General features: G+C 66.3%; 14 protein-coding genes and 1 pseudogene. 6 read left to right on the top strand and 9 right to left on the bottom strand.

Going from position 1 to position 25,010, the window contains the following annotated elements; translation table 11 throughout:
- The first annotated feature begins 25 nt into the window (after positions 1–25).
- Both M2319_RS02970 and glgB read left to right on the top strand, forming a co-directional pair.
- Positions 26–2,464: a glycogen/starch/alpha-glucan phosphorylase gene (locus M2319_RS02970; protein WP_264599952.1), complete on the top strand. Its 2,439-nt coding sequence runs from the start codon at positions 26–28 to the stop codon at positions 2,462–2,464.
- A 12-nt stretch (positions 2,465–2,476) separates the two neighbouring features.
- On the top strand, positions 2,477–4,705 hold the full coding sequence (glgB, locus tag M2319_RS02965) for a 1,4-alpha-glucan branching protein GlgB (protein ID WP_264599951.1): 2,229 nt from the start codon (positions 2,477–2,479) through the stop codon (positions 4,703–4,705).
- 102 nt (positions 4,706–4,807) lie between these two features.
- Here the strand turns inward: glgB and M2319_RS02960 are convergent, their stop codons facing one another.
- From M2319_RS02960 to glgC, 6 genes are all read right to left on the bottom strand, one after another.
- Positions 4,808–5,281 carry a GyrI-like domain-containing protein gene (locus tag M2319_RS02960; RefSeq protein ID WP_264599950.1) on the bottom strand — a complete coding sequence of 158 codons (474 nt, stop codon included), beginning with the start codon at positions 5,279–5,281 and terminating at the stop codon, positions 4,808–4,810.
- 163 nt (positions 5,282–5,444) lie between these two features.
- Complete coding sequence (locus M2319_RS02955; protein WP_264600374.1) at positions 5,445–7,439, bottom strand: methyl-accepting chemotaxis protein; 1,995 nt, start codon at positions 7,437–7,439, stop codon at positions 5,445–5,447.
- A 298-nt stretch (positions 7,440–7,737) separates the two neighbouring features.
- Positions 7,738–9,885: a 4-alpha-glucanotransferase gene (gene malQ / locus M2319_RS02950; protein ID WP_264599949.1), complete on the bottom strand. Its 2,148-nt coding sequence runs from the start codon at positions 9,883–9,885 to the stop codon at positions 7,738–7,740.
- Positions 9,882–12,056: a glycogen debranching protein GlgX gene (gene glgX, locus M2319_RS02945; RefSeq protein WP_264599948.1), complete on the bottom strand. Its 2,175-nt coding sequence runs from the start codon at positions 12,054–12,056 to the stop codon at positions 9,882–9,884. The genes malQ and glgX overlap by 4 nt, the downstream gene beginning before the upstream one ends.
- Before the next feature lie 97 nt (positions 12,057–12,153).
- On the bottom strand, positions 12,154–13,599 hold the full coding sequence (gene glgA / locus M2319_RS02940; protein WP_264599947.1) for a glycogen synthase GlgA: 1,446 nt from the start codon (positions 13,597–13,599) through the stop codon (positions 12,154–12,156).
- 3 nt (positions 13,600–13,602) lie between these two features.
- A complete protein-coding gene (gene glgC / locus M2319_RS02935; RefSeq protein ID WP_406682067.1) occupies positions 13,603–14,871 on the bottom strand; it encodes a glucose-1-phosphate adenylyltransferase in 1,269 nt (422 codons plus the stop codon).
- Between the two features lie 851 nt (positions 14,872–15,722).
- Between glgC and M2319_RS02930 the strand changes: the two are divergent.
- The 3 genes and pseudogenes from M2319_RS02930 to M2319_RS02920 all read left to right on the top strand — a co-directional run.
- Positions 15,723–18,566 (top strand): annotated as a pseudogene (locus tag M2319_RS02930) (molybdopterin oxidoreductase family protein); the annotation flags it as partial.
- Between the two features lie 248 nt (positions 18,567–18,814).
- Positions 18,815–19,543: a sulfite dehydrogenase subunit SoeB gene (gene soeB, locus M2319_RS02925; RefSeq protein WP_264599946.1), complete on the top strand. Its 729-nt coding sequence runs from the start codon at positions 18,815–18,817 to the stop codon at positions 19,541–19,543.
- 19 nt (positions 19,544–19,562) lie between these two features.
- A complete protein-coding gene (locus M2319_RS02920; protein WP_264599945.1) occupies positions 19,563–20,543 on the top strand; it encodes a dimethyl sulfoxide reductase anchor subunit family protein in 981 nt (326 codons plus the stop codon).
- Positions 20,544–20,618: 75 nt separating this feature from the next.
- Here M2319_RS02920 and M2319_RS02915 read toward each other — a convergent pair whose 3' ends face one another.
- From M2319_RS02915 to nikR, 3 genes are all read right to left on the bottom strand, one after another.
- Positions 20,619–21,791, bottom strand: coding sequence for a PcfJ domain-containing protein (locus M2319_RS02915; protein ID WP_264599944.1), 1,173 nt, complete (start codon positions 21,789–21,791; stop codon positions 20,619–20,621).
- Positions 21,792–22,203: 412 nt separating this feature from the next.
- A complete protein-coding gene (locus M2319_RS02910) occupies positions 22,204–23,331 on the bottom strand; it encodes a zinc-binding dehydrogenase (RefSeq protein WP_264599943.1) in 1,128 nt (375 codons plus the stop codon).
- Positions 23,332–23,355: 24 nt separating this feature from the next.
- Complete coding sequence (nikR, locus tag M2319_RS02905) at positions 23,356–23,784, bottom strand: nickel-responsive transcriptional regulator NikR (RefSeq protein ID WP_264599942.1); 429 nt, start codon at positions 23,782–23,784, stop codon at positions 23,356–23,358.
- Positions 23,785–23,913: 129 nt separating this feature from the next.
- Between nikR and M2319_RS02900 the strand changes: the two genes are divergently transcribed.
- Positions 23,914–24,501 (top strand): HupE/UreJ family protein, encoded by a 588-nt coding sequence (locus M2319_RS02900; RefSeq protein ID WP_264599941.1) that lies wholly within the window; start codon positions 23,914–23,916, stop codon positions 24,499–24,501.
- Positions 24,502–25,010 lie beyond the last annotated feature (509 nt).

Genomic DNA, 25,010 nt, shown 5'->3' with positions numbered 1-25,010 from the left:
ACATCCGCGCGAAGGATTTTTATAGATGACGCTTTCCGGACTGGAACCGTTTGAGTCCGCATCCGGCGCCGCCGCCGATCTGCAGCAGCGGATCGTCGATCGTCTGATCTACACCGTCGGCAAGGACCCCGACCGGGCCGATCTCGGCCACTGGAACGCGGCGCTGTCGCTGGCCGTGCGCGACCATGTGGTCGACTACTGGCACACCGGCATGCGCAATCGCCGGGCACACCGCCCGAAGCGCGTCTATTACCTGTCGATGGAATTCCTCATCGGCCGGCTGCTGCGCGACGCGGTGTCCAATCTCGGCATGGACGAGACCTGCCACGAGGCGATGGACCGGCTCGGCGTCGACTACGAGGCCGTGATCCAGTGCGAGGCCGACGCAGCCCTCGGCAATGGCGGCCTTGGGCGCCTTGCCGCCTGCTTCCTCGATTCCATGTCGAGCCTCGGCATCTCCGCCTTCGGCTACGGCATCCGCTACGAGCACGGCCTGTTCCGCCAGCGCATCGAAAACGGCTGGCAGATGGAGGAGGCCGAGGACTGGCTGGTCTCCGGCCATGTCTGGGAGTTCGAGCGCCCCGAGGTCCGGCACACCATCAATTTCGGCGGCCATGTGGAAACCGACGAGAACGGCCGCGCGACCTGGCGGCCGGCCGACCGGGTCATCGCCACGCCGTTCGACACGCCGATCGCCGGCTGGCAGGCCGCCAACGTCAATACGCTGCGCCTGTGGGCGGCCAACCCGATCAAGATGTTCGACCTCGACAAGTTCAATCGCGGCGACTACCTGTCCGCCGCCCGCCATGCGGTGCTCGCCGAGACCATTTCGCGCATCCTCTATCCGGACGACACCACCCATGAGGGCAAGGAGCTGCGGCTGAAGCAGGAGTATTTCTTCACCGCCGCCTCGCTGGAAGACATCCTGATCCGGCACCTGATGTTCCACGGCGACGTGGAGAGCCTGCCCGACCACGCCGCGATCCAGCTCAACGACACCCATCCCTCGATCGCCGTGCCGGAGCTGCTGCGCCGGCTCGTCGACGAGCACGACCTGCCGCTGGAAAAGGCGTTCGACATCACCAACCGGACGCTCTGCTACACCAACCACACCCTGATGCCGGAGGCGCTGGAGCGCTGGCCCGTCGACATGATGCGCCACGTGCTGCCGCGGCACATGCAGCTCATCGAGTGGATCGACCACCAGCACCGAAAATATCTGGAAAACCACCGCACCGACGTCTCCTTCGGCTCCACCAAGGTGATCGACGACTATGGCGGGGTGCGCATGGGCAACCTCGCCTTCATCGGCAGCCACCGGGTCAACGGCGTCTCGGCGCTGCATACCGACCTGATGAAGAAGACGGTGTTCGCCGACCTGCACGCGCTCTATCCGGACCGCATCGTCAACCAGACCAACGGCATCACGCCGCGGCGCTGGCTCTACCAGTGCAATCCGGGCCTGCGCGACCTCCTCATCGAATCGATCGGCGAGCGCTGGGTCGGCGACCTGGAATATATCGAGGCGGCGCTGCCGCTGGCCGACAACGCCAATTTCCGTGACCGCTTCGCCGAGGCCAAGCTCGCCAACAAGGTGCGGCTTGCCGGGGAGATCAAGAAGCGCTGCGGCATCTCGGTCGATCCGCACGCCATGTTCGACGTGCACATCAAGCGCATCCACGAATACAAGCGCCAGCTCCTCAACATCCTTGAAGTGATCGCCCGCTACAACGCCATCAAGGCGAACCCGAACGGCGAGTGGACGCCGCGGGTGAAGATCTTCGCCGGCAAGGCGGCGCCGGGCTATTTCATGGCCAAGATGATCATCAAGCTGATCAACGACGTCGCCAATGTGGTCAACAACGACCCGGAGATCGGCAATCTCCTGAAGGTCGTCTTCATGCCGAACTACAACGTCTCCTCGGCCGAGATCATCATCCCGGCGGCCGACCTGTCGGAACAGATCTCGACCGCCGGCATGGAGGCGTCCGGCACCGGCAACATGAAGTTCGCCCTCAACGGCGCGCTCACCGTCGGCACGCTCGACGGCGCCAATGTGGAGATCTGCGAACGGGTCGGCGAGGACAACATCTTCATCTTCGGCCTGACCGCCGAGGGCGTTGCCGATATCCGCAAGACCGGCTTCAACTCCAACGAGATCGTCAACAACACGCCGGCGCTCGCCGAGGCCGTGCAGATGATCGAACGGGGCGACTTTTCCCCGGACGACCGCGGCCGCTTCCACGCCGTCACCGACAAGCTGCGCTATGACGACTATTTCCTCGTCACGGTGGATTTCGCGGCCTACTGTGAGGCCCAGCGGATCATCGACGGCGCCTTCCGCAATGCCGACGACTGGACCCGCCGGTCCATCCTCAACACTGCGAATGTCGGATGGTTCTCGTCCGACCGTTCCATTCGCGGCTACGCACGGGACATGTGGAACGTTCCCGTAGGAAGCTAGAGCAGTATCGATATGACCCTGAATAAGGCGCCCGGACCCGGTCCGACGAGCGCAATCACGGTTGGTGAGATCGCCGCGCTCCTGTCGGCCGATCTCGCCGATCCCTTTGCCGTGCTCGGCCTTCACGATGCGGATGGCGGGCTCGTCATGCGCGCCTACCTGCCCGACGCCGACGCCGTCACCGTCGTCGATGCGGCGAGCGGCGAGGACGTGTGCGACCTCGACAAGGCGCATGATGCCGGCATCTTCGCCGGCCCGGTTCCCGGCCGCACGGAATGGTTCCCCTACCGCCTGGCGGTGACCTGGGGCGACTGGCGCGAGGAGATCGAGGACCCCTACCGCTTTCCGCCGGTGATCGGCGAGATGGACGAGTACCTGTTCTCCGAAGGCAGCCACCACAGGCTCTACGACCGGCTCGGCGCCCATCCGACGGTGCATGAGGGGGTGTGGGGCACGGTCTTTGCCGTGTGGGCGCCGAATGCGCGCAGGGTCTCCGTCGTCGGCGACTTCAACTACTGGGACGGCCGGCGGCACATGATGCGCCAGCGCGGCCGCAGCGGCATCTACGAGATCTTCGTGCCAGGCATCGGCGCCGGCACCACCTACAAATACGAGATCAAGGGGCCGGGCGGCTCGATCCTGCCGCTGAAGGCCGATCCCGTCGGCTTCGGCGCCGAACACCCGCCCTATACCGCCTCGATCGTGCGCGAGGTCGGCACCAGGACCTGGGAAGACGCGGACTGGATGGAAAGCCGCGAGGCCCGCAACAGCGTGACGGCGCCGATCTCGATCTACGAGGTGCATCTCGGCTCCTGGCGCAAGGCCGGGCCGGAATCGCGGTTCCTGACCTATCGCGAGCTCGCCGACACCCTCATTCCCTACGCCAAGGACATGGGCTTCACCCATCTGGAACTGCTGCCGGTCAGCGAGTTTCCGTTCGACGGCTCCTGGGGCTACCAGCCGGTCGGGCTCTATGCGCCGACCAGCCGCTTCGGCACGCTGGAGGACTTCGAGTTCTTCGTCGAGACCTGCCACGAGGCCGGGCTCGGCCTGATCCTCGACTGGGTGCCGGGCCATTTCCCGGCCGACGCCCACGGGCTCAACCAGTTCGACGGCACCCATCTCTACGACCACATGGACCCGCGACGCGGCTTCCATCCCGACTGGAACACGCTGATCTACAATTACGGCCGGCCGGAGGTCTCCAACTTCCTGATCGCCAATGCGCTCTACTGGCTGGAGCAGTTCCACATCGACGGGCTCAGGGTCGATGCGGTCGCCTCCATGCTCTATCTCGACTACTCGCGCAAAGAGGGCGAGTGGCTGCCCAACATCTATGGCGGCAACCATAACCTGGAAGCGATCGACTTCCTGAAGCGGATGAACGAGGTCTCCTACGGCCGCAACCCGGGCATCATGACGGTGGCGGAGGAATCCACCTCCTGGAGCGGCGTGTCGCGGCCGACCGACGGCGGCGGCCTCGGCTTCGGCTTCAAGTGGAACATGGGCTGGATGAACGACACGCTGGCCTATATGGGCCGCGAGCCGATCCACCGCCGGTTCCACCACAACCAGATGACCTTCGGCATGATGTATGCCTATTCGGAGAATTTCGTGCTGCCGCTGAGCCACGACGAGGTGGTCCACGGCAAGGGCTCGCTGATCGGCCGCATGCCCGGCGACGACTGGCAGAAATTCGCCAACCTCAGGGCCTATTTCGGCTTCATGTGGACCCAGCCCGGCAAGAAGCTCCTGTTCATGGGCGGCGAGTTCGCGCAGTGGGCGGAGTGGAACCACAACGAGTCGCTCGACTGGCACCTCCTTGAGTGGGCGCCGCACCGCGGCGTGCAGAGCCTGGTGCGGGACCTCAACCGGATGTACCGGGAGCACCCGACGCTGCATGTGCGGGACTGCGAGCCGGGCGGCTTCGAATGGCTGGAAGCCAATGCCGATGCGGAATCGATCTTTGCCTATCTGAGGCTCGGTAACGCCGGCGACCGGCCGGTCGCGGTGGTCAGCAACTTCACGCCGGTGCCGCGCGAGAACTACCGGCTCGGCCTGCCCCAGCCCGGCCGCTGGCGCGAGATCATGAACACCGACGCTGCCGACTATGGCGGTTCGGGCATGGGCAACCAGGGTGCCGTGGTGGCCGACGATTCGGTCGGCTGGCACAACCGGCCCTGTTCGGCCCTCATCACCGTGCCCCCGCTCTCAACGGTCATCTTCGAACTGGACGGTTAAAGCGTTCAGGCGCCAGCGGGGCTTTGCGGCGCATGAGCGCCGGCGCGGTTGCGCTTGGCATGTCCGAGCCGGGTCCGCACCTGAACAGGGCCCGGAGAGGCCCTATTCCGGCTCGGCGATCGACACATAGACCAGCGTGTGGAGATCCTCCTCCGGCACCTTTGCCGGATCGTCGACATAGACCTCCCAGGCCGGGCCACCGAACTCCAGGCCGTTTTCCGCCATATGGGCCATCAGCGCCGCGTAGGAATCGCGCAGGCGCGAATAGGGCCCGACATGGGTGAACGTCATCACCCGGCCGCCCGGCAAGGTGCCGGCCTCGACGTTGCCGGACGCCCGTTCCAGATCGGCTGGGGCGACCGGAAAGCCGGCGCGGAAGGTCAGTTTCTCCGGATCGTACTCGTAATAGGCCGACAGCGGCGCGGAGGTCGCCATGATGCCGTGTTCCTGCAGGAACCCCGCCACCTCGCCGAAGGCCGCGCCCATCGCCGCGCCGATTTCGTCCGGGTCCATGCCGGTGGTGCGCTCCACATAGAGATAGGGGCGCTCCGACACCTCGGTCATCTCAAACTTCATCGATCCTCTCCCTGCCCTCAATCCACCCACACGCCGTTGGCGTGCGGTGCCATGATGCCAGAGAAACGTCTGACCCGCTCTTGTTGCTCCGTGCAGCAAAAAACCGCCGGCCCTTTGCCGGGCCGGCGGCGACGTCCGATGGTGCGGTTGGCGGAAAGGCGGATCAGACGGCCTTGATGTTCATCAGGAAGGCCGAGACGTGCTCATTGAGCTGTTCGGACTGGGCCTTCAGGTTGACGACGGCCCTCGACACGGTATCGGCCGCGTGGCCGGTCTCGCCGGTCGCCTTGGAGACCTCGGCGATCGTCTCGGTCACCTGATGGGTGGCGTCGGAGGTCTGGTTGACGCTGCGCGAGATGTCGGAGGTGGCGGCGCCCTGCTCCTCAACGGCCGCGGCGATCGCCGAGCTCGATTCGCTCATCTTGGCGATCTTCTCCGCAATGCCCTGGATGGCGTGGACGGTCTCCTGGGTGGCGCCCTGGATCGAGCTGACCTGGTCGGCAATGTCCTCGGTGGCGCGTGCGGTCTGGGTGGCCAGTTCCTTGACCTCGGCGGCGACGACCGCAAAGCCCTTGCCGGCCTCGCCGGCCCGGGCGGCCTCGATGGTGGCGTTCAGCGCCAAGAGGTTGGTCTGTTCGGCGATGCCCTGGATCAGGGTCACCACCTCGCCGATGCGCTCTGCGGAATCGGCGAGGCTGCGCACGCGGCTGTTGGCGGCATCGGCGTCGCCGGCGACCGCGCGGGCCTCGGTGCTCGACTGGGCGACCTGGGCGCTGATCTCCTGGATCGAGGAGGACAGTTCGCTGGTCGCCGAGGCGACGGTCTCGATGTTGGACGAGACGTTCTCCACCGAACGGGTGACGTCTGCGGCGCGGTGGTTGGTGCGGTCGGCCGTGTCGGTGAGGTCGGACGACAGCGTCGCCATGCTCGCGGCCGCTTCCTGCACCGCCTTCATGACGCCGGAGACGCGCTGTTCGAATTCCAGCGTCAGTTCCTCCATCAGGACGCGGCGCTCTTCCTTGCGCTCCTCTTCCTTGGCCTGGGCTTCGCCAAGCTCGGCCGAGGTGATCATGCTCTCCTTGAAGACCTGCACCGCGCCGGCCATCTGGCCGATCTCATCCTTGCGGTGGCGGGCCGGGATGGTGGTGTCCAAGTCGCCGCCGGACAGCTTGCGCATCGCCTCGGTCATCCGGGTCAGCGGCACCGACAGGGTGCGACGCAGGGCGATCGTCATGAAGACGACGGCGACGACCAGCACGACGGCGGTGACGATGATCAGCAGCCAGCGGGATTCGCCGTGCAGCGCGCTCAGCTCGTCGCGCCGTTCGCCGACCAGCGCGGCGAGCGCGGCGACGTCCGCCTTCATCTTCTCGACGCGGGTCTCGGCCGCGGTGCGGAGCTGTTCCGCCTCGGCCGCCTGGCTTGCCTGAAGGGCGGCGATTTCCTTTTCCGCGTTCTGCTGCAGGGCGAGCAGATCGGCGCGGGAAATGGCGATCTCAAGGACGCCGCGCGGGCTCATCACGTCGGTGTGGCAGCCCTGGCATTCCTCGGTGTTCTTCAGGACGTGGTAGGAATAGATCACCGGCGTCTCGGTGCCGTCGATGTCCATCTCGGTCTCCAGCGTGACGTCGCCATCCGGATCGGCGACCGCCTTCTGCAGCGCCTCGGCGCGCGGACCCTCGATGCTTTCCGTCGCCACGTCGGTGCGGCGCTTGAAGACCTCGTCGCCCATCATCTCGTTGACCGCATCGATGGTGGCGTTGTCGCTGAGCGCCTTGACGCCGTTGGTGCGCCACAGGGAGATGGAGGCAAGGTTGGGATCTTCGGTCAGGGTGTCGATCAGGTCGGTGGTGGCGGAGGCCTCGCCGGACATCATCGAGGCGCGGATCATGGTCACCACGGTGGCGGACAGGCCGGAGCGCTTGCCGTGCAGGAAGCTCTCCTCCTTCTCGGTCTTCATGGTGCTGCGCAGACGGTCGGTTTCCTGGATGGCGCCGAGGCGTTCAGTCTCGAGCGTGAGCCCCTGGTGGACGGATTGTTCCAGGGCCGTTTCCTTGTCCTCGATACCCTTCTGCATGACGTCGACGAGCTTCGAGGACCCGTCGATGATGCTGTCGCCGACATAGAGACCGATGGCGAAATTCGTTGCCGAAACCACAAAAAGCAAAAACACCACACCAAGGATGATGCGCGCACTCAAGGACCGAACCATTGCGGAATGCCTTCAATAATCGGAATGTTGTGCCAAAGTGGACGCGCTTTGTTAAAATTTGGAAAAGAACGGAAACCAACGCGACAATCTGTACGCGCTGGTATTGTCTATCTAAAATATTGATTTCTATCTATGATATAAACCACGTGCATTTTTCGCCGTAGTATTTAGATTTTAGAAAGCTTCCACCCGCCTTTCGCGCGCAATGCTGCGTTTTCGCAAGAAAAAAGACGAGGCACCTAAGTTAACCGTCTGACTCGTCCGGATGGCCGCGTGCGGCGTTCATGGTCTTGGCGGCGTTCTGCACGTCCGCCCGTTCGGCCAGATCCTCGATATCGACCGGCAGGCGGCGGCACCAGTTGGGATGCTCGTCGGTCGTTCCCGGCATGTTGGTGCGCTCGGTGAGGCCGAGGACGTTCTCGCTCTCAAGGGCGACGAGGCTGGCCGGGCTTTCGGCCAGTTGCGCGGTGAGGCCGGCGGAGACGACGCCGAAGGCGCAAGGGTCCTCGATCGGGTCGACGTCGAAATCGACGTCGTGGCCGACGAGCCGGCAGAGCGCGTGGCGGTCGGCGATGCGGCCGGTGATCTCGGCCTTCTCCTCGTCCTCCGAGAGGTCGGCGATGTCGAACCGCCAGGCGAGGTCGCAGCCCTCCCAGAAGCCGCGCAGGGGCGGCAGGTCGTGGGTGCCGACCGAGGCGAGGACGTCGCGCGGATAGTGGTGCGGGCTCAGATAATCGCCATTGCCCGTGCGCTCGAAATAGGCGGCGCGGCAGCCGAGGATGCCGCGGCCCGTCAGTGCCTCGTGCAGGCCGTCGGGGATGTTGCCGAGGTCCTCGCCGATGACCACCGTTTTGGCGCGGTGGGACTCCACGGCGATGATGGCCAAAAGGTCGTGCAGCGGGTAGCGCACATAGGCGCCCGGCAGGCCGTGCGGCACCCAGAAGCAGCGGGCAAGGCCGAGGATATGGTCGATGCGGATGACGCCGGCATGGCGCATGACGGAGCGCAGGAGCTCGATGAAGGGGCGGAAGTGGCGCCGCCGCAATTCGCCGACATTGAGCGGCAAAAGACCCCAGCACTGGCCGTCGGCGGAAAAGGCATCGGGCGGTGCGCCGAGGGAGACACCGCGCGCGTAGTCGCCGGGCGAGGTCCAGCAGTCGGCCGAGCCCTCGGTGACGCCGACGGCAAGGTCGAGATAGAGGCCGAGGGCCATGCCTGCGGCATCGGCGCGGGCCGCGGCATCGCCGAGCTGCTCGTCGGCGATCCACTGCAGATATTCGAAGAAGGTGACGTCGCGCTCGAAATCGTGCTCGAAATCGGCGACGGCCGCGGTATCCGGATCGCGATAGGCGCGCGGCCAGTGCATCCAGCCGCGGCGGCAGCCGATGACGGCGAAATGGCGGCTGAGGGCGTCGAACAGGGCGTGCTTGCGCAGCCGGTCGCCGCGGGCGGCGCGGAAGGCATCGAAGGCGGCGATCCGGTCCGGATCGGCGGCCTGCCGGAAGGTGGCAAAGAGCTGCTCGAAGATCGGCAGCTTGATGCCGGCGACCCTGTTGTAGTCGACATAGGCCTTGGTGCGGTCGGCGGCGAGCGCGCCGGCCTTGTCGGAGGCGAAGCGCCGGGCGGCCTCGCTGGCGGCGAATTCCGGCACCCTGTCGGGCGCGATCTGCATGACGTTGAGGAACAGCCGGCTCGACGGCGAATAGGGGCTGGCGGCCTCGGGCTCCTCGGGAAACAGGGCGTGGACCGGATTGACGCCGACGAAGTCGGCGCCGAGGCCGGCGGCGATCTCCGACAGGCGGCCGAGGTCCTCGTAGTCGCCGACGCCGAAATTGCGCTGCGAGACGAGGCCGTAGAGCGGCGCCATCAGGCCCCACAGCCGGTCCCGGCCACCGGTCGCATCAGTAACGCCGAAGGCCCGCGCCGGGGCGACGATGAGCGTTGCCTCCTCGCGTCGCTCGCCGGTCTCCAGGGTCACCCGGTGGATGCCGACCGGCACCGGCTCGGTGACGAGCAGCGCGCGCGAGGCGACCGCCTCGCCGTGATAGGGGTGGAGGTTTTCCAGGAGGCCGTCGGCTTCCAGCTTCTGCCCGTCCTCAAGCACGATGGTGCGGCGATAGGCGCCGCGCTCGGCGCGCACCGGAAAGCACAGCCAGCTTCCCTCGTTGACGCACCAGGTCTCCGGGATCAGGCGCGCCGTGCGGATGGCGGTGACGGCATCGAGGGCGGCGTCGAGATCGGCCTCGGTGTCGGCCGCATAGCCCATGGCGGCGATGATCGCCCGCAGCGACTCGTCGGGCGCGATGTGCTCGGCGCCGATGCTGTCATAGACGTGGCGTTCGATCCCGAGCATGTCGGCGAGACGGTCGAGGCGCTCGGTGAACCCGCTCATGCGTCATCCCTGGGGCCGTTGTTGAAGGGCGGCCATCGCTTCGATTCCTCGCGGAAGATCAGCACCGACTGGCCCTCGACGGGGATCTCCATGCCGCCCATGACGATGTGGACGATGTCGGGCGTGCCGTCGGCCGTGGCGCTGGAAAACACCTCGTGCCAGAGGTGGTTCTCGCGGGCATCGGGGATGGTGAAAGCCGTCTCGGACGTGCCGGCATTGAAGATGATGAAGAGGGCGTCGTCGTCGGCCTCGTAGTCCGGCGCATCGGCGGCGACGCGCAACAGGAGGCCAATGCAGCGCCAGTTGGAATCGCCCCAGTGGCCGTTGTCCGGCTCGCCACCCTCCGGCGCCAGCCAGCGCACGTCGACCTCTCCGTCCTCGCGCTCCCCGCCATGCAGGAAGCGGGTCTGGAGCAGCACCTTGTGCTCGCGGCGAAAGCGCAGGAGGTTGGCGACGAAGCGCTGCTGGTTGCAGCGGTCCTCCTCGCCCTCCAGCGGCCAGTCGACCCAGCCGATCTCGTTGTCCTGGCAATAGGCGTTGTTGTTGCCGAGCTGGCCGTTGGCGACCTCGTCACCGGCGAGCAGCATCGGCGTTCCCTGGCTCAGCACCATGGTGGCGACGAGGTTGCGCATCTGGCGGCAGCGCCGGGCGAGCACGTCCGGCTTGTCGGTCTTGCCCTCGACGCCGCAGTTGAAGCTGAAATTGGCGCTGTGGCCGTCGCGGTTGTCCTCGCCATTGGCCTCGTTGCGCTTGGCGGTGTAGCTGACCGTATCAGCGAGGGTGAAGCCGTCATGGGCGGTGATGAAGTTGATGGAGGCGCTGGGGCGGCGGCCGCGCTTGTCGAACAGTTCGGCCGAACCGAGGAGGCGGGCGGCGAATTCCGGGGTGACGCCGCCATCGCCGCGCCAGAACCGGCGCACGGTGTCGCGGTAGCGGTCGTTCCACTCGCCGAAGCCGGGCGGGAAGCCGCCGAGCTGGTAGCCGCCATGGCCGGTGTCCCAGGGCTCCGCGATCATCTTGACCCGCGACAGCACCGGGTCCTGGCGCATCGCGCTCATCAGCGGCGCTTCCTGGTCGAAGCCGTGCCTCGTGCGGCCAAGGACGGCGCCGAGATCGAACCGGAACCCGTCAACGTGCATGGTCTCGACCCAGTAGCGAAGCGAGTCGAGGATCATCTGGATGACACGCGGATGCAGCGTGTCGAGCGTGTTGCCGCAGCCGGTGTAGTCGGTATAGAAGCGCCGGTTTTCCGAGGACAGCCGATAGTAGCTGACATTGTCGATGCCGCGGAAGGAGAGCGTCGGCCCGAGCTGATTGCCCTCCGCGGTGTGGTTGTAGACGACGTCGAGGATGACCTCGATGCCGGCGGAGTGGAAGCGCCGGACCATGTGCTGGAACTCGGCGACGCCGGGGCCGGCGAGATAGCGCGGATCGGGGGCGAAATAACCGATCGAGTTGTAGCCCCAATAGTTGACGAGGTCGCGCTCGACCAGGAAGCGCTCGTCGACGAAGGCATGGACCGGCAGCAGCTCCACGGCGGTGATGCCGAGCTTGACGAGATGGTCGAGCATGGCCGGTGCGACGAGGCCGAGGAAGCGGCCGCGCTCGGTCTGCGGCACGTCGGAGCGCTGCTGGGTGACGCCCTTGACGTTGGCCTCGTAGATGATCGTGTCCTGCCAGGGCGTGTCCGGCGCCCGGTCGTCGCCCCAGACGAAGGACGGGTCGACGACGACGGATTTCGGCACGGCAAAGGCGCTGTCGCGGCGGTCGAAGGAGAGGTCCTCGCGGCCGGAGCCGACACGGTAGCCCATTAGCGCATCCGACCAGGAGAAGCGGCCCGAGAGCGCCTTGGCGTAGGGGTCGATCAGCAGCTTGTTGGGGTTGAAGCGGTGGCCGGCCTCCGGCTCGAAGGGGCCGTGCACGCGGTAGCCGTAGAGCGCGCCCGGGCGGATGCCGGTGAGATAGGCGTGCCAGACCTCGTTGGTGTATTCCGGCATCTCGATGCGGGCCACCTCGCGCCCGGTCTGGGGCGAGAACAGGCATAGCTCGACATGGGTGGCATTGGCGGAAAAGAGGGCGAAATTGGTGCCTTCCCCGTCCCAGGTCGCCCCGAGCGGATCGGGGTGGCCGGCGGAAACGGAAAAATCGAGGTCGTGCGCGGGAGGTTTCATACGACCGGAAAGACCTTTTCGTTCTCAATGTCCGGGCGACCGGAAACCGGCCCCTGGCGATACGGAATCGGGAGGCGCCGCGAAATGCGGCGGAAGGTCAGGACGCGGTGTCGAGCAACCCCTTGTAGAGCGCCATGTAGCTCTTGGCGGAGAGCGACCAGCCGACTTCCTGGGCCATTCCCCGGCGTTGTACCATGTGCCAGGAGGGTTTGTCCGCAAACAACTCAAAGGCCCGCTCCAGGGCAAAGCCGAGTTCGCCGGCGGTGATCGGCGAGAACACGAAACCGGTCGCGGTGCGCGCCGACATCGCCGCCGGATTGGCGTCGATGACGGTGTCCTCAAGGCCGCCGGTGCGTGCGACCAGCGGCACCGCGCCGTAGCGCAGGGCGTAGAGCTGGGTCAGGCCGCAGGGCTCGAAGCGCGACGGGATCGCCATGACGTCGGCGCCGGCATAGATCAGGTGCGACAGCTCCTCGTCATAGCCGATGCGCACGCCGACCCGGCCGGGATACTGCCGGGCGGCATCGCGATAGCCCGCCTCAAGCCCCGGATCGCCGGAGCCGAGCAGCGCGAGCTGACCGCCGCGGGCGACGATCTGCGGCACGGCTTCGAGCAGGATGTCGAGACCCTTCTGGTGCACCAGCCGGCTGATGACAGCGACCAGCATGGCATCCGGATCGCGCTCCAGGATGAGGGCGTCCTGGACGGCCTGGCGGTTTTCCACGCGGCGCTTCAGCTGGGTGCGCTTGTAGGTGGCAGCGATCTGGCCGTCGGCCTGGGGATCCCAGACGGTCTCGTCGATGCCGTTGAGGATGCCGGCAAGGTCGGCGGAGCGGGCGTTCAGAACCCCTTCCATGCCGAAGCCGAATTGCGGCGTGCGGATCTCGCGGGCATAGGTCGGACTGACGGTGGTGACCTTGTCGGCATCGAGGATGCCGGCCTTCAGGAGGCTGATATTGCCCCAGTATTCCAGCCGGTCGGAGGTGAACTCCGTCGGCTCCAGCGCCAGTTCCGACAGCACCGAGGGCGGCAGGTTCCCCTGATAGGCGATGTTGTGGATGGTGAAGACGGTCTTCGGCCGGGTCTCGCCGAGGCGCTTGACGTAGAGCGGCACGAGGCCGGCCTGCCAGTCATGGGCGTGGACGATATCCGGGCGCCAGTCGTCGACGCCGTCGCGGGCGATCGTCGCGGCGGCCATGGACAGTGCCGCAAAGCGCCGATGGTTGTCCGGCCAGTCCTTCTTGTCGTCGTCGGTATAGGGGCCGCCCGGACGGTCGAACAGGTGCGGCGCGTCGAGCAGCAGCAGCGACAGCGAGCCGACGTCGGCCCGGCGGATCGTCGCCTCGCCGCCGAACAGGTCCGCGATGGTGGCCACGGCGCGCGGGTTGGCGACCTTGGCCATGACGTCCCGGTAGCCGGGAATGAGAATGCGGACATCGCAGCCCTGGCCAAGCAGGACCGGCGGCAGGGACCCGACGACATCGGCCAGCCCCCCGGTCTTGATCAGCGGAAAGCACTCGGATGCCGTAAATAGGATGCGCAAGGATTACATCTCCAGGCGGTCGATCATCTTCTGCGTGATCAGACAGGTGCCCTTCTCGGTGCGGCGGAAGCGGCGGGCATCCTCCTCGGGATCCTCGCCGACCACCAGGCCGGGGGGAATGGTCACGCCGCGGTCGATGACGACCTGTTTCAGGCGAGCTTTGCGGTTGATGGTAACATAGGGCAGCGCCACGACGTGTTCCATCTGGCTGTAGGAATGGGCATGGACGCCGGTGAAAAGCAATGACTTGTCGATGCCGGCACCGGAAATGATGCAACCGCCGGAGACCAGCGAGGAGGTCGCCGTGCCGCGGCGTTTTTCCTCGTCGTGGATGAACTTGGCCGGCGGCACGATCTCGGCGTAGGTCCAGATCGGCCAGTCGGTGTCGTAGAGGTCGAGGGACGGGGTGAAGTCGGTGAGGTCGACATTGGCCTGCCAGAAGGCATCGACCGTGCCGACGTCGCGCCAGTAGGCCTCCTCGTCGGTGCTCTTGCGCACGCAGGAGGTGGTGAAGCGGTGGGCGACGGCCTTTCCGTTACGGACGATGTCCGGGATGATGTCCTTGCCGAAATCGTGGGTCGATTCGGGGTTGTCGGTGTCCTCGAGCAGCCGCTCGAAGAGATATTTGCGGTCGAAGACGTAGATGCCCATGGAGGCCAGCGCCCGGTCCGGATCGTCGGGCATCGGCGGCGGGTCGGCGGGCTTTTCGACGAAGTCGATGATGCGGCCGGTGGTGTCGACCTTCATGACGCCGAAGCCGGTGGCCTCCTCGCGCGGCACCTCGATGCAGCCGACGGTGACGTCGGCCTTGGACTCCACGTGCTGCTCCAGCATCAGCTCGTAGTCCATCTTGTAGATGTGGTCGCCGGCCAGGATGACGATGTAGTCGGCCTCGTAGCCTTCCAGGATGTCGATGTTCTGGGCGACGGCGTCGGCGGTGCCGGCGTACCACTTGCCCTCCTCGACGCGCTGGGAGGCCGGCAGGATGTCGAAGATCTCGTTGCGCTCGGCGCGGAAGAAGTTCCAGCCGCGCTGCAGGTGCCGGATCAGGCTGTGAGCCTTGTACTGCGTCGCAACACCGATCTTTCGGATGCCGGAATTGAGGGCGTTGGACAGGGCAAAGTCGATGATCCGGCTCTTGCCACCGAAATAGACCGCGGGCTTGGCGCGGGTCTCCGTCAGTTCCTTCAGGCGACTGCCTCTGCCGCCCGCGAGCACAATCGCCATGGTGTGCCGCGCAAGGCGCCGCTGCGTCAAGAAATTGGTGGGCATTTTCCGGACCCCGATTGCTTCAGACCGTTGAATTTCGGTCGGCTGCTGGATTTTGTCGTCGCACGTCTCGGTGCGCTGCAGAAGGTATTCAACCCATTATTTCGCAGAGATGACGTTGAATGCAATTTGCAAAACCATATGCCATCTACAGGTTTCCACCTGCCCACCAATGGCCCGATGCCGCGGTTGAATCGTTTTTCAATAACGCGCCGCAGCACAAAACCGTTCCTTTCCATACATCAATCGGCGGGCGAATGTGGCATTTTCGACACGTTTGCGGCGCAGCACCGGCGGGCCAGGGGCATCGGCGCGCCGCATTCCCTTATACCCTTTGCGCGCGCCGCTTGGGCGGCGCCACGTTCCGATTTTCGTAATTGTTCGCCTTGCCGGCCGCGCTGTTGCACAGGGCGAATCCCGTTTGGAATCGGGCCTTTACGAAAAAGATCGGCCGGCCGGCTTGACAGCGTGCGCAAGTGACGCACACTCGCAAGGTCCCTCCCATTGTGCCATGCAGCAGCTTGCTCGGCCGATGGGGGCCGACATGCGGGCCGAGGAAATAAAAACAAGACAGAGGAACTCGCGGTTTGCATGTAAATATTAGTATGTATTAAATTATCCGCAAAGAATGTGAGGAAGCGCCTCGGCACGCTCGCGCGCCGGCCCCTTGGGTCTGTGCGTTCCGGCGTCCGTGATCGCCCGCCGGTCCGCCGCGACATTTCCTCCACAACAATGCCCGACCCGGCCGCATGGCCGGCGCGGAGCGGCACGGCAGCCGGAGACCCACCCGTTCCGGATGCCGAGGGACCAAGGGAGGGTTGCGAGTGGCAACGAGGTTCAAGGACGGCGAGCCGATTACCGGCGAGGATCGCAGCGGCCAGCGGGTCGTCAACACGACCTGTTACATGTGCGCCTGCCGATGCGGCATCCGCGTGACGGTCAGGGACGGCAAGGTCCGCTACATCGAGGGCAACCCCGACCATCCGCTCAACAAGGGCGTGATCTGCGCCAAGGGCGCCTCCGGCATCATGAAGCAGTATTCGCCGGCGCGGCTCTCCGAACCGCTGAAGCGGGCGCCGGGGACCGAGCGCGGCGCCGGCAAGTTCGTGCCGATCTCCTGGGACGAAGCCTTCGACATCCTGGAAAAGCGGCTCGGGCACCTGCGCGCGACCGACCCTAAGAAATTCGCCATGTTCACTGGCCGCGACCAGATGCAGGCGCTGACCGGGCTCTTCGCCAAGCAGTTCGGCACGCCGAACTATGCCGCTCATGGCGGCTTCTGCTCGGTCAACATGGCCGCCGGAATGATCTACACCATCGGCGGCTCGTTCTGGGAGTTCGGCGGCCCCGACCTTGAGCGTTCCAAGCTGTTCGTCATGATCGGCACGGCGGAGGACCACCACTCCAACCCGCTGAAGGCCGAGATCTCCAAGTTCAAGCGCAATGGCGGGCGGTTCATCGCCATCAACCCGGTGCGCTCCGGCTATGCCGCGATCGCCGACGAGTGGGTGCCGATCAAGCCGGGCACCGACGGCGCGCTGTTCCTCGCCCTCATCCGCGAGATCATCAAGGTCGGGCTCTACGACCGCGACTTCCTGTGGCGCTACACCAACGCGCCGCAACTGGTGAATCTCGACGAGGCCTCGCAGGAACACGGCAAGTTCGTGCGCGCCGACATCGAGGTGGAGGAAGGCTGTTTCGACGCCCCCAACACCATGTGGTGGGACCTCAACAAGGACACGCCCGTCGTCACCCATACCGATGGCGCGGAACCCCGGCTCCTCGGCGAGTTCGAGCTGAAGGACGGCACGCCGGTCAAGCCGGCGTTCCAGCTTCTCCTGGAGCGGGTCGAGCAGTACACCCCGGAATGGGCCGCCAACATCACCGGCATTCCGGCCGACACCATCCGCCGGCTCGCCTACGAGATGGGCGTCGTCGCCCGCGACCAGAAGATCGAACTGCCGATCGCCTGGACCGATGCCTGGGGCAAGGACCACGACACCGTCACCGGCAACCCGGTCTCGTTCCACGCCATGCGCGGCCTTGCCGCCCACTCCAACGGCTTCCAGACGATCCGGGCGCTGTCGATCCTGATGACGCTGCTCGGCACCATCGACCGGCCCGGCGGCTTCCGCCACAAGGCGCCGTTCCCGCGGCCGATCCCGCCCTGCCCGAAGACGCCCACCACCGACCTCGCGGTCAAGCCGAACACGCCGCTCGACGGCATGCCGCTCGGCTGGCCGGCCGATCCGGACGACCTGTTCGTCACCGAAGAGGGCGCGCCGGTGCGCATCGACAAGGCGTTCTCCTGGGACTACCCACTCGCCGCCCACGGCCTGATGCACAACGTCATCACCAATGCCTGGCGGGGCGACCCCTACAAGATCGACACGCTCTTCATGTTCATGGCCAACATGGCCTGGAACTCGACCATGAACACGGTCGGCGTCAGGCAGATGCTGACCGACAAGGAGGAGAACGGCGAGTACAAGATCCCGTTCATCATCGTCGCCGACGCCTTCCACTCCGAGACCGTCAACTTCGCCGACCTGGTGCTGCCGGACACGACCTATCTGGAACGCCACGACGTGATGAGCCTGCTCGACCGGCCGATCTCCGAATATGACGGGCCGTGCGATTCCATCCGCGTTCCCGTGGTGCCGCCGCACGGCAATTCCAAGCCGTTCCAGGAGGTCATCATCGAGCTCGGCTCGCGGCTGAAGCTGCCGGCCTTCGTGCGCCCCGACGGCACCCGCAAATACCGTAACTACCCCGACTTCATCGTCAATTTCGAGACCGAGCCGGGCTCCGGCATCGGCTTCCTGTCGGGCTGGCGCGGCAAGGCGGGCGAGAAGGCGATGCGCGGCGAGCCGAACCCGAAGCAGTGGGAGATGTACGCCCGCAACAACTGCGTCTTCCACTACGAGCTGCCGCGCTCCTACCAGTATATGCGCAACTGGAACCGCGGCTATCTGGACTGGTCGCAGCGCATGCGGCTGACCCGCTACGCCGACCCGCTCATCATCCACCTCTATTCCGAAGTGCTGCAGAGCTTCCGGCTGGCCGCGCAAGGCAAGGGTGACGGCCGCCAGCCGCCGGACCGGCTGAGGAAGCGCATCGAGACCTTCTTCGATCCCCTGCCCTTCTATTACGAGACACTGGAGGCGCAGCAGACGGATACGGCGAGCTTCCCGCTCAACGCCATCACCCAGCGGCCGATGGCGATGTACCACTCCTGGGACTCCCAGAACGCCTGGCTGCGCCAGATCCACGCCCACAATTATCTCTACGTCAATTCCAGCGTCGCGGCCGGCCTCGGCATCGCCGACGGCGACTGGATCTGGGTGGAGTCCCAGTGGGGCAAGGTGCGCTGCATGTGCCGCTACTCCGAGTCGGTCGAGCCCGGCACGGTGTGGACCTGGAACGCCATCGGCAAGGCGTCAGGCGCCTGGAACCTGTCGCCGCAGGCCAACGAATCCCAGAAGGGATTTTTGCTCAACCACCTGATCTCGGAAGAACTGCCGGCGGACCCCGAGACCGGCGACATCCACTCCAACTCCGACCCGATCACCGGCCAGGCCGGCTGGTACGACGTGCGCGTCAGGATCCGCAAGGCCGGCGCCGACGAGCCGAAGCAGAGCTACCCGCAGTTCGCCACCATGAAGCCGGTGCCGGGCATGCGCGCGCGGAGCCTCTGGTCGAAGCTTTTCCCGAAAAAGGCGATGAGTGAGGAGCCGGCGCCGATGGCAACACCGGCCGTCGGGGCAGGCGTTGCGGCGGCAGGCAGTAACGGGGCTACGCCCGCGGCCGCACCGGCGGAGCCGCCGGTGCCGGCCGAGGCAACGGCAGCGCCCGCCACGGAAGAAGAGCTGCCGAAGCAGGAGGCGCCGCCGCCCGCGGCCGCGCCGGCCGAAGAAAAGTCGCTCGAAGCCGAAGGAGACACCAAATGACCCAGCTTGCCCTGGTCATCGACCTCAATGTCTGCGTCGGCTGCCACGCCTGCGTGACCTCCTGCAAGGAATGGAACACCGGCGGCCAGGCCGGGCCGCTGACCGACCAGCGGCCCTATGAGGCCGATCCGAGCGGCACGTTCTTCAACCGGGTGCAGACCTTCGAGGTCGGCACCTTCCCGATGACGGAGACCGTGCATTTCCCGAAATCCTGCCTGCATTGCGAGGACCCGCCCTGCGTCCCCGTCTGCCCGACCGGGGCCTCCTACAAGCGCAAGGAGGACGGCATCGTGCTGGTCGACTACGACAAGTGCATCGGCTGCAAATACTGCTCCTGGGCCTGCCCCTATGGCGCACGCGAGATCGACGAGGAACAGAAGGTGATGAAGAAATGCACCCTCTGCGTCGACCGCATCTACGACACCAGCCTGCCGGAGGCCCAGAGGAAGCCGGCCTGCGTGCTCGCCTGCCCGACCAATGCGCGGCTCTTCGGCGACGTCCACGATCCGGAGTCGGAGGCCTCGACCGCGGTGCGCGAGCGCGGCGGCTACGAGCTGATGCCGGAATGGGGCACCAAGCCGGCCAACCGCTACCTGCCGCGGCGCAAGACCCGCATCCACCTGCACGAGGACGAACTGACCCGTGCCGACAACCCCTTGAAGAAAGAACAGCAGCCGAAAGCGGAACTCGACAAGCCGACCTCGGACGAGTTCATGCCCTGGTAGCCCGAAGGAGCTTTACCCCATGCATCCCGCATTTTCGGTTATCTTTCTGACGGTGCTCGCCGGCCTCGGCCAGGGCCTGTTCCTCGCCATGACGACGGCGGAGATCTACGACTTCTTCGAGCTTCTGCCCGTCGATCCGGCGCCGGTCCTCTATATCGTCGGCAGCGCCCTCGCCTTCCTCCTCCTCATCGGCGGGCTGATCGCCTCGTTCTTCCACCTCGGCCGGCCGGAACGGGCCTGGCGGGCGGCGGCGATGTGGCGGACGTCCTGGCTGTCGCGCGAAGTCATCATCATGCCGGCGGTCATCGGCCTCGTCTTCATCTACGGCGCCATCCATTATCTCGACTGGAACCCGGTGTTCCTGATCCGCGAGGGGGCGCCGCCGGTGCGCCTCTCGCTCCTCGTCGGCGTCGTCGGCACCGTGTTCTCCTTCGGGCTCTTCGTCTGCACGGCGATGATCTATGCGTGCCTGAAATTCCTGCAGGAATGGCACTCGCCGCTGACCGTGCTGAACTACATCCTCCTCGGCGGCGCCTCCGGCTTCGTGCTGGCGACGGCGCTGGCGGCCTATTTCGACCCGGCGCTGACCTACTTCTACGGCGGCTGGGCGATCGTCCTCACCGTCATCGCCTTCGTCACCCGCGGCGCCTCGCTGATCCGCAATGCGCGGCTCAGGCCCAAATCGACGCCGCAGACGGCCATCGGCGTCCACCACGACCGCATCGTCCAGAGGTCCATGGGCGCGCTCGGCGGCACCTTCAACACGCGGGAGTTCTTCCACGGGGCGGGCGCCAAGCTGATGAAATTGCTGCGGCCGATCTTCCTCACTGCCGTCTTCGTCGTCCCGGTGATCCTGACGGCCGCCGGCATTTTCTTCTACTCGCTGCCGATCCTCGTTGCCGCCGTCGCGGTGCAGGTGCTGGGGCTCCTGGTGGAGCGCTGGTACTTTTTCGCCGAGGCCAACCATCCGCAGAACATCTACTACCGCACGCTCGGCTGAGGTCGATCCCGCCGCACGAAACAAGCGCACCGCCGCCGGATTTCTCGTCCGGCGGCGGCGCTTTTTGTGTGGCGATCACGTCGCCTTGGTGGCGATCGCCTCCAGCGCCGCCAGCTCGCGGGAGATCCGCGCGAGGAAGGCCGGGGTCGGAGCCTCGGCGATCGCCGCATCGGCCCCCATTGCCTCGCGGTAGGGCGCAAAGAGCCGCTCCCAGCGCTCGGGCGAGACCGCAAGGCGGGTAATGCCGAGCGGAAACGGCCCCTGGCGCGCCCGCCAGGTCCGGGCGGCCTCGACCACATCCCGGTCGACGGGCGTGTTGCCCGGCCCAAGGAGCTGGGCGATGAGGCCGACGCCCGGCACCGACGGGTGCGGCACCAGCTCCATGGTCGCGACGGGGGCGTCGTCCCGGCGCAGGCCATAAATCAGGCAACCGCCCTCGACGACCTTTTCGTGGTAGCCGGCGACGCAGTTCGCCATCCGGTCGCCCTCGCGCCGCAGCGCCTCACGGCTCGTCAGCGGCACGAAGCGGATGCCCGCCACCGCCTGGGTCCGGTACCAGCTCGCGTCGATCCCCGGCGCGCTGCGGCAGAAGCCGAAGACGGCCCGGTGGAACCAGCGCTTCGCCTCCGCCACGGCACGGGGAAGCGCCATACGGGCATGCCAGGGCGTGCCGATGAGGCTTGCCGCCGTCAGCTCGCGGTTCGCGGAGAACCAGGTATAGGCGGCAAGCACCGTCAGCGGCGGCGGCCCGGCCTCCCCCGCCCGGTAGATGCGACGGGAGGCGAGCCAGAGGGCGAAATCGTCCCCCGCTCCACGCCGCGCCGCCTGAACCCATGCGAGCCACATGGCCGTCGCGTTGGGGTCTTCCGGCACGAGGTTGACGACACGGCGAGCGAATTTTTCGTCGCTCGCCGCCTTGCCGTCCACGCCCTCGTCGAGCGGCCCGACGAAGGCCTCCGGCGGCAGGCGGCGCAGCCAGAACGGCAGGCCGAGGACGCCGGCGGCCCGCTTCAGGTCGCCGCCCGCCGTGAGCACGGCGATGCAGCCGTCGCGATCCGCGCGGGTGCGATAGCCGGTGACCAGCGCGACGGCCATCGCCGGAAAGCCGTGGACGAGATCACGCAGCGCGACCGAGCCGCGGGCGAGCTTGCGCAGGCGCCGACGGTGGTCGCGATGGTAGCGGCGGAGCTGGGCATCGAGCCCCGGGCGCAGCTTTCCAGTTCCCGCAAAGGTTGTCTTGCAGGTCATGTCGGGTCTTTCGAAAGGGTTCGGTACGCCGGCCTTGCCGCAAGACGCTGTCCGCAATGCGTGATGGGTCAGGCTTGTAAAAATGCCTGCATCACGCATGCTATATGGATGCTGCGGAAACGCGTCTTCGGTGAGGACCGGCGCGGAGCGCCAGCCGATACGGCATCAAACGCCGCCACAAACGCCCGGTTTCAGGGCGTTCGGCAAACCATCGCGACGGTTTGAAGCGTGTTGTCGGCTAGCGGACGATCGGCGAATTGGCGCAAGGACAGGAGCCATTCGCCGGGCGGTCCAGCAAATTGTTCATGGCTCTGAGCATCGACTATCCCTTGGTTGCGCCTCGATCGGCAGGAGACGGGGCACTATACCGGGGATTGCGGCTAAAGTTCGGCGTTGCCTGCCGAGTTGGCACTCAGGGCTTCAGGATCTGCCTGAACGCGCGGCTGTCGGCCATGCGGTCGAGGGCCGTGTTGACCTCTGCGAGCGGCATGCGGTGGGTGATCAGCTTGTCGACCGGGAAGCGGCCGGAACGGTAGAGGCCGACGAATTTCGGGATGTCGATCTTCGGATTGCAGCTTCCCATGTAGCTGCCGGTGATCGACTTGGCGCCGGTGACGAGGCCGGCGATGTCGAGGGCAAAGGGCGTTTGCGGATTGACGAGGCCGACGGTGACGACGCGCCCGCCGCGCTTGGCCGCGCCATAGGCGGTGGCGAAGGCATCGTGCTGGCCCGCCGTCTCGAAGGCGCAATCGACGCCGCCCTTCGTCATCTCCACGATCATGGCTGCCGCGTCATCGCCTGCAGCGACCGCATCGGTGGCGCCGAAGTCGAGGGCGGCCTTGCGCTTTTCCGGGTCCGGGTCGACGGCGATGATGCGCGCGGCGCCGGCGACCCGCGCGCCTAGGATGGCGCTCGCCCCGACGCCGCCGATGCCGACGATCGCCACCGTCTCGCCGGCCGTGACGTGTCCCGTATGGATGACGCTGCCGGCGCCGCACATCACCGCGCAGCCGAAGAGTGCGGCAATGTCCGGATCGAGGTCGGGGTCGACCTTGACGAGAGACGCCTCGGAGACGACCGCGCGGGTCGCGAAGGCCGAGAGCCCCATGTGATGGTGGACCGCGTCCGCGCCCCTGTGCAGCCGCTGGCCGCCGGAGAGGAGGGCGCCGGCGCGGTTGGCCGCAAGGCCCGGCTCGCAGAGATGGGCATCGCCTTCGATGCAGTCAGGGCAGTGGCCGCATTGCGGCTGGTAGACCAGAACCACCCGGTCGCCGGGGACAAGGCCCGTCACCTCGGAGCCGACCTCTTCCACGATACCGCTCGCCTCGTGGCCCGGCACGATCGGCATCGGCCAGGCGCGGATGCCGGTGATGACGGACAGGTCCGAGCGACAGAGGCTCGCCGCCTCGATGCGCACCACGACCTCGTCCGCCTTCGGCGGATCGAGCAGCAAGGTCTCGATGGAAAGCGGCCGGCCCTCGGCAAAGGTGCGCTGCGGCGCCGGGGAGGCCAGCACCGCGGCTTCGATCTCAATGGACATGATTTCCTCCGCACTCTGTACTTTTTACGTTTCGTGTTTTTCGTGTTTCGCCGTTTCGACGGGAATGACGTGCAGCCGGCCGTGGCGCACGCCGGTCTGGGAGGTGATGCGGTCGGCAAGGTCCTCGACCTCGGCGACGGTGCCCCTGAGGACCGTCGTCTCAAGGCAGGTCTCCGGGTCGATATGGACGTGGAGCGTGGCGGCCGGGATGTCGTGGTGGTGGTGCTGGGTCTCCATCAGGCGGGCGGACAGCGTGCGTTCCCGGTGGCTGTAGACATAGGTGACGCAGCCGACGCAGGGCACGTCCTTCTTTTGCGTCACCTCCTCGCCGGCGAGCAGTTGCCGGACGGCGTCGCGGATGCCCTCCGACCGGGTCTCGTAGCCCTTCTCGGCGATGAAGACGTCGAACTTTTCCAGGAGTTCATCGTCGATGGAAATGGTCACGCGCGCCATGGCGGTTCGTTTCGCCCCGTTCGTTGCCTCACCGCCCGATCGGGCGTATGATCTTTTTGTATTTCTTCATAACGATCCGCCACACCTTCCGGACATCAAGGCGGACGGCAACCAGGGGATTCCTTTGAGATGAATCGGTCGCTCCTTCCACTTTCGCTTCTTTTGACCGCCGTGGCCAGCCCGGCGCTCGCCCATACCGGCGTCGGCGGCGGCTCCGGTTTCGCCACCGGCTTCGGCCATCCGCTCGGCGGCCTCGACCACATCCTTGCCATGGTCGCAGTCGGCTTCCTCGCCGCCCAGATGGGCGGGCGCATGCTGTGGGCGCTGCCGCTCGCCTTCCTCGGCATGATGGTCGTCGGCGGCGCGGCCGGCATGGCCGGCATCGGCGTGCCCTTCGTGGAGCTCGGCATCGTCGGCTCGATCATCGTCTTCGGCGCGGTGATCGCCTTCGGGCGCTCCCTGCCGCTCGGCGCAGCGGTCGTCCTGGTCGGTGCCTTCGCGATCTTCCACGGCCACGCCCACGGCACGGAAATGCCGGCGGACGCCAGCGGGCTCGCCTATGGCGCCGGCTTCCTCCTGGCCACCGCGATCCTGCACGCCATCGGCATCGGCATCGGCGTTGCCGCGCAGATGACGAGCGCCGCTTTCGGCAAGACCGCCGTCCGCGCCGGCGGCGGCGCCATTGCGCTCGCCGGCGTCGCGCTCCTGGTGCTCTGAGGGCCCCAAAACACCCCCACCGACAGAGGCGGCGTCCGGAGTTTTCCGGGCGCCGCTTTTTTATGCGGCCGGTGCCGCTCACCCACCGCCGTCACCCCGGGCGAGCGAAGCGAGACCCGGGGCCTAATGCCCGTCGCAACGCCGTACGCCATTGGCGAGTCTTGACACGACCGACATCCACGCCGCGGCCTCGTTTCAACAACCGACGGCATACCGCATGGATGGGGGCAATAGGCCCCGGCTCGGGGGCCGGGGTGACGGCAGAGTGTTTGGCTATTGAGAGCGTTCGGTCCGCCGGGTCCATGCGTGATTGCCGCGCTGCCGTTGATCGCTCTCAGCCAAGGGCTGGATTGCCGCGTCGGCCTGTCGGCCTCCTCGCAATGACGTTGAAATTATTGAAGGATTAAGCATTCACCGTCATTGCTGTGCGAGTTCAGATATTCGGTGATGGGATCGCGGAAAGGAGCGACCCATGCGCGACAACAGCTATGACCGGACGATCGAACGGA

Source organism: Rhodobium gokarnense (genome assembly GCF_025961475.1).
Taxonomy (GTDB): domain Bacteria; phylum Pseudomonadota; class Alphaproteobacteria; order Rhizobiales; family Rhodobiaceae; genus Rhodobium; species Rhodobium gokarnense.
Note: the sequence above shows the minus strand (reverse complement) of the source record. Positions and strands in the feature narration are given on the sequence as shown.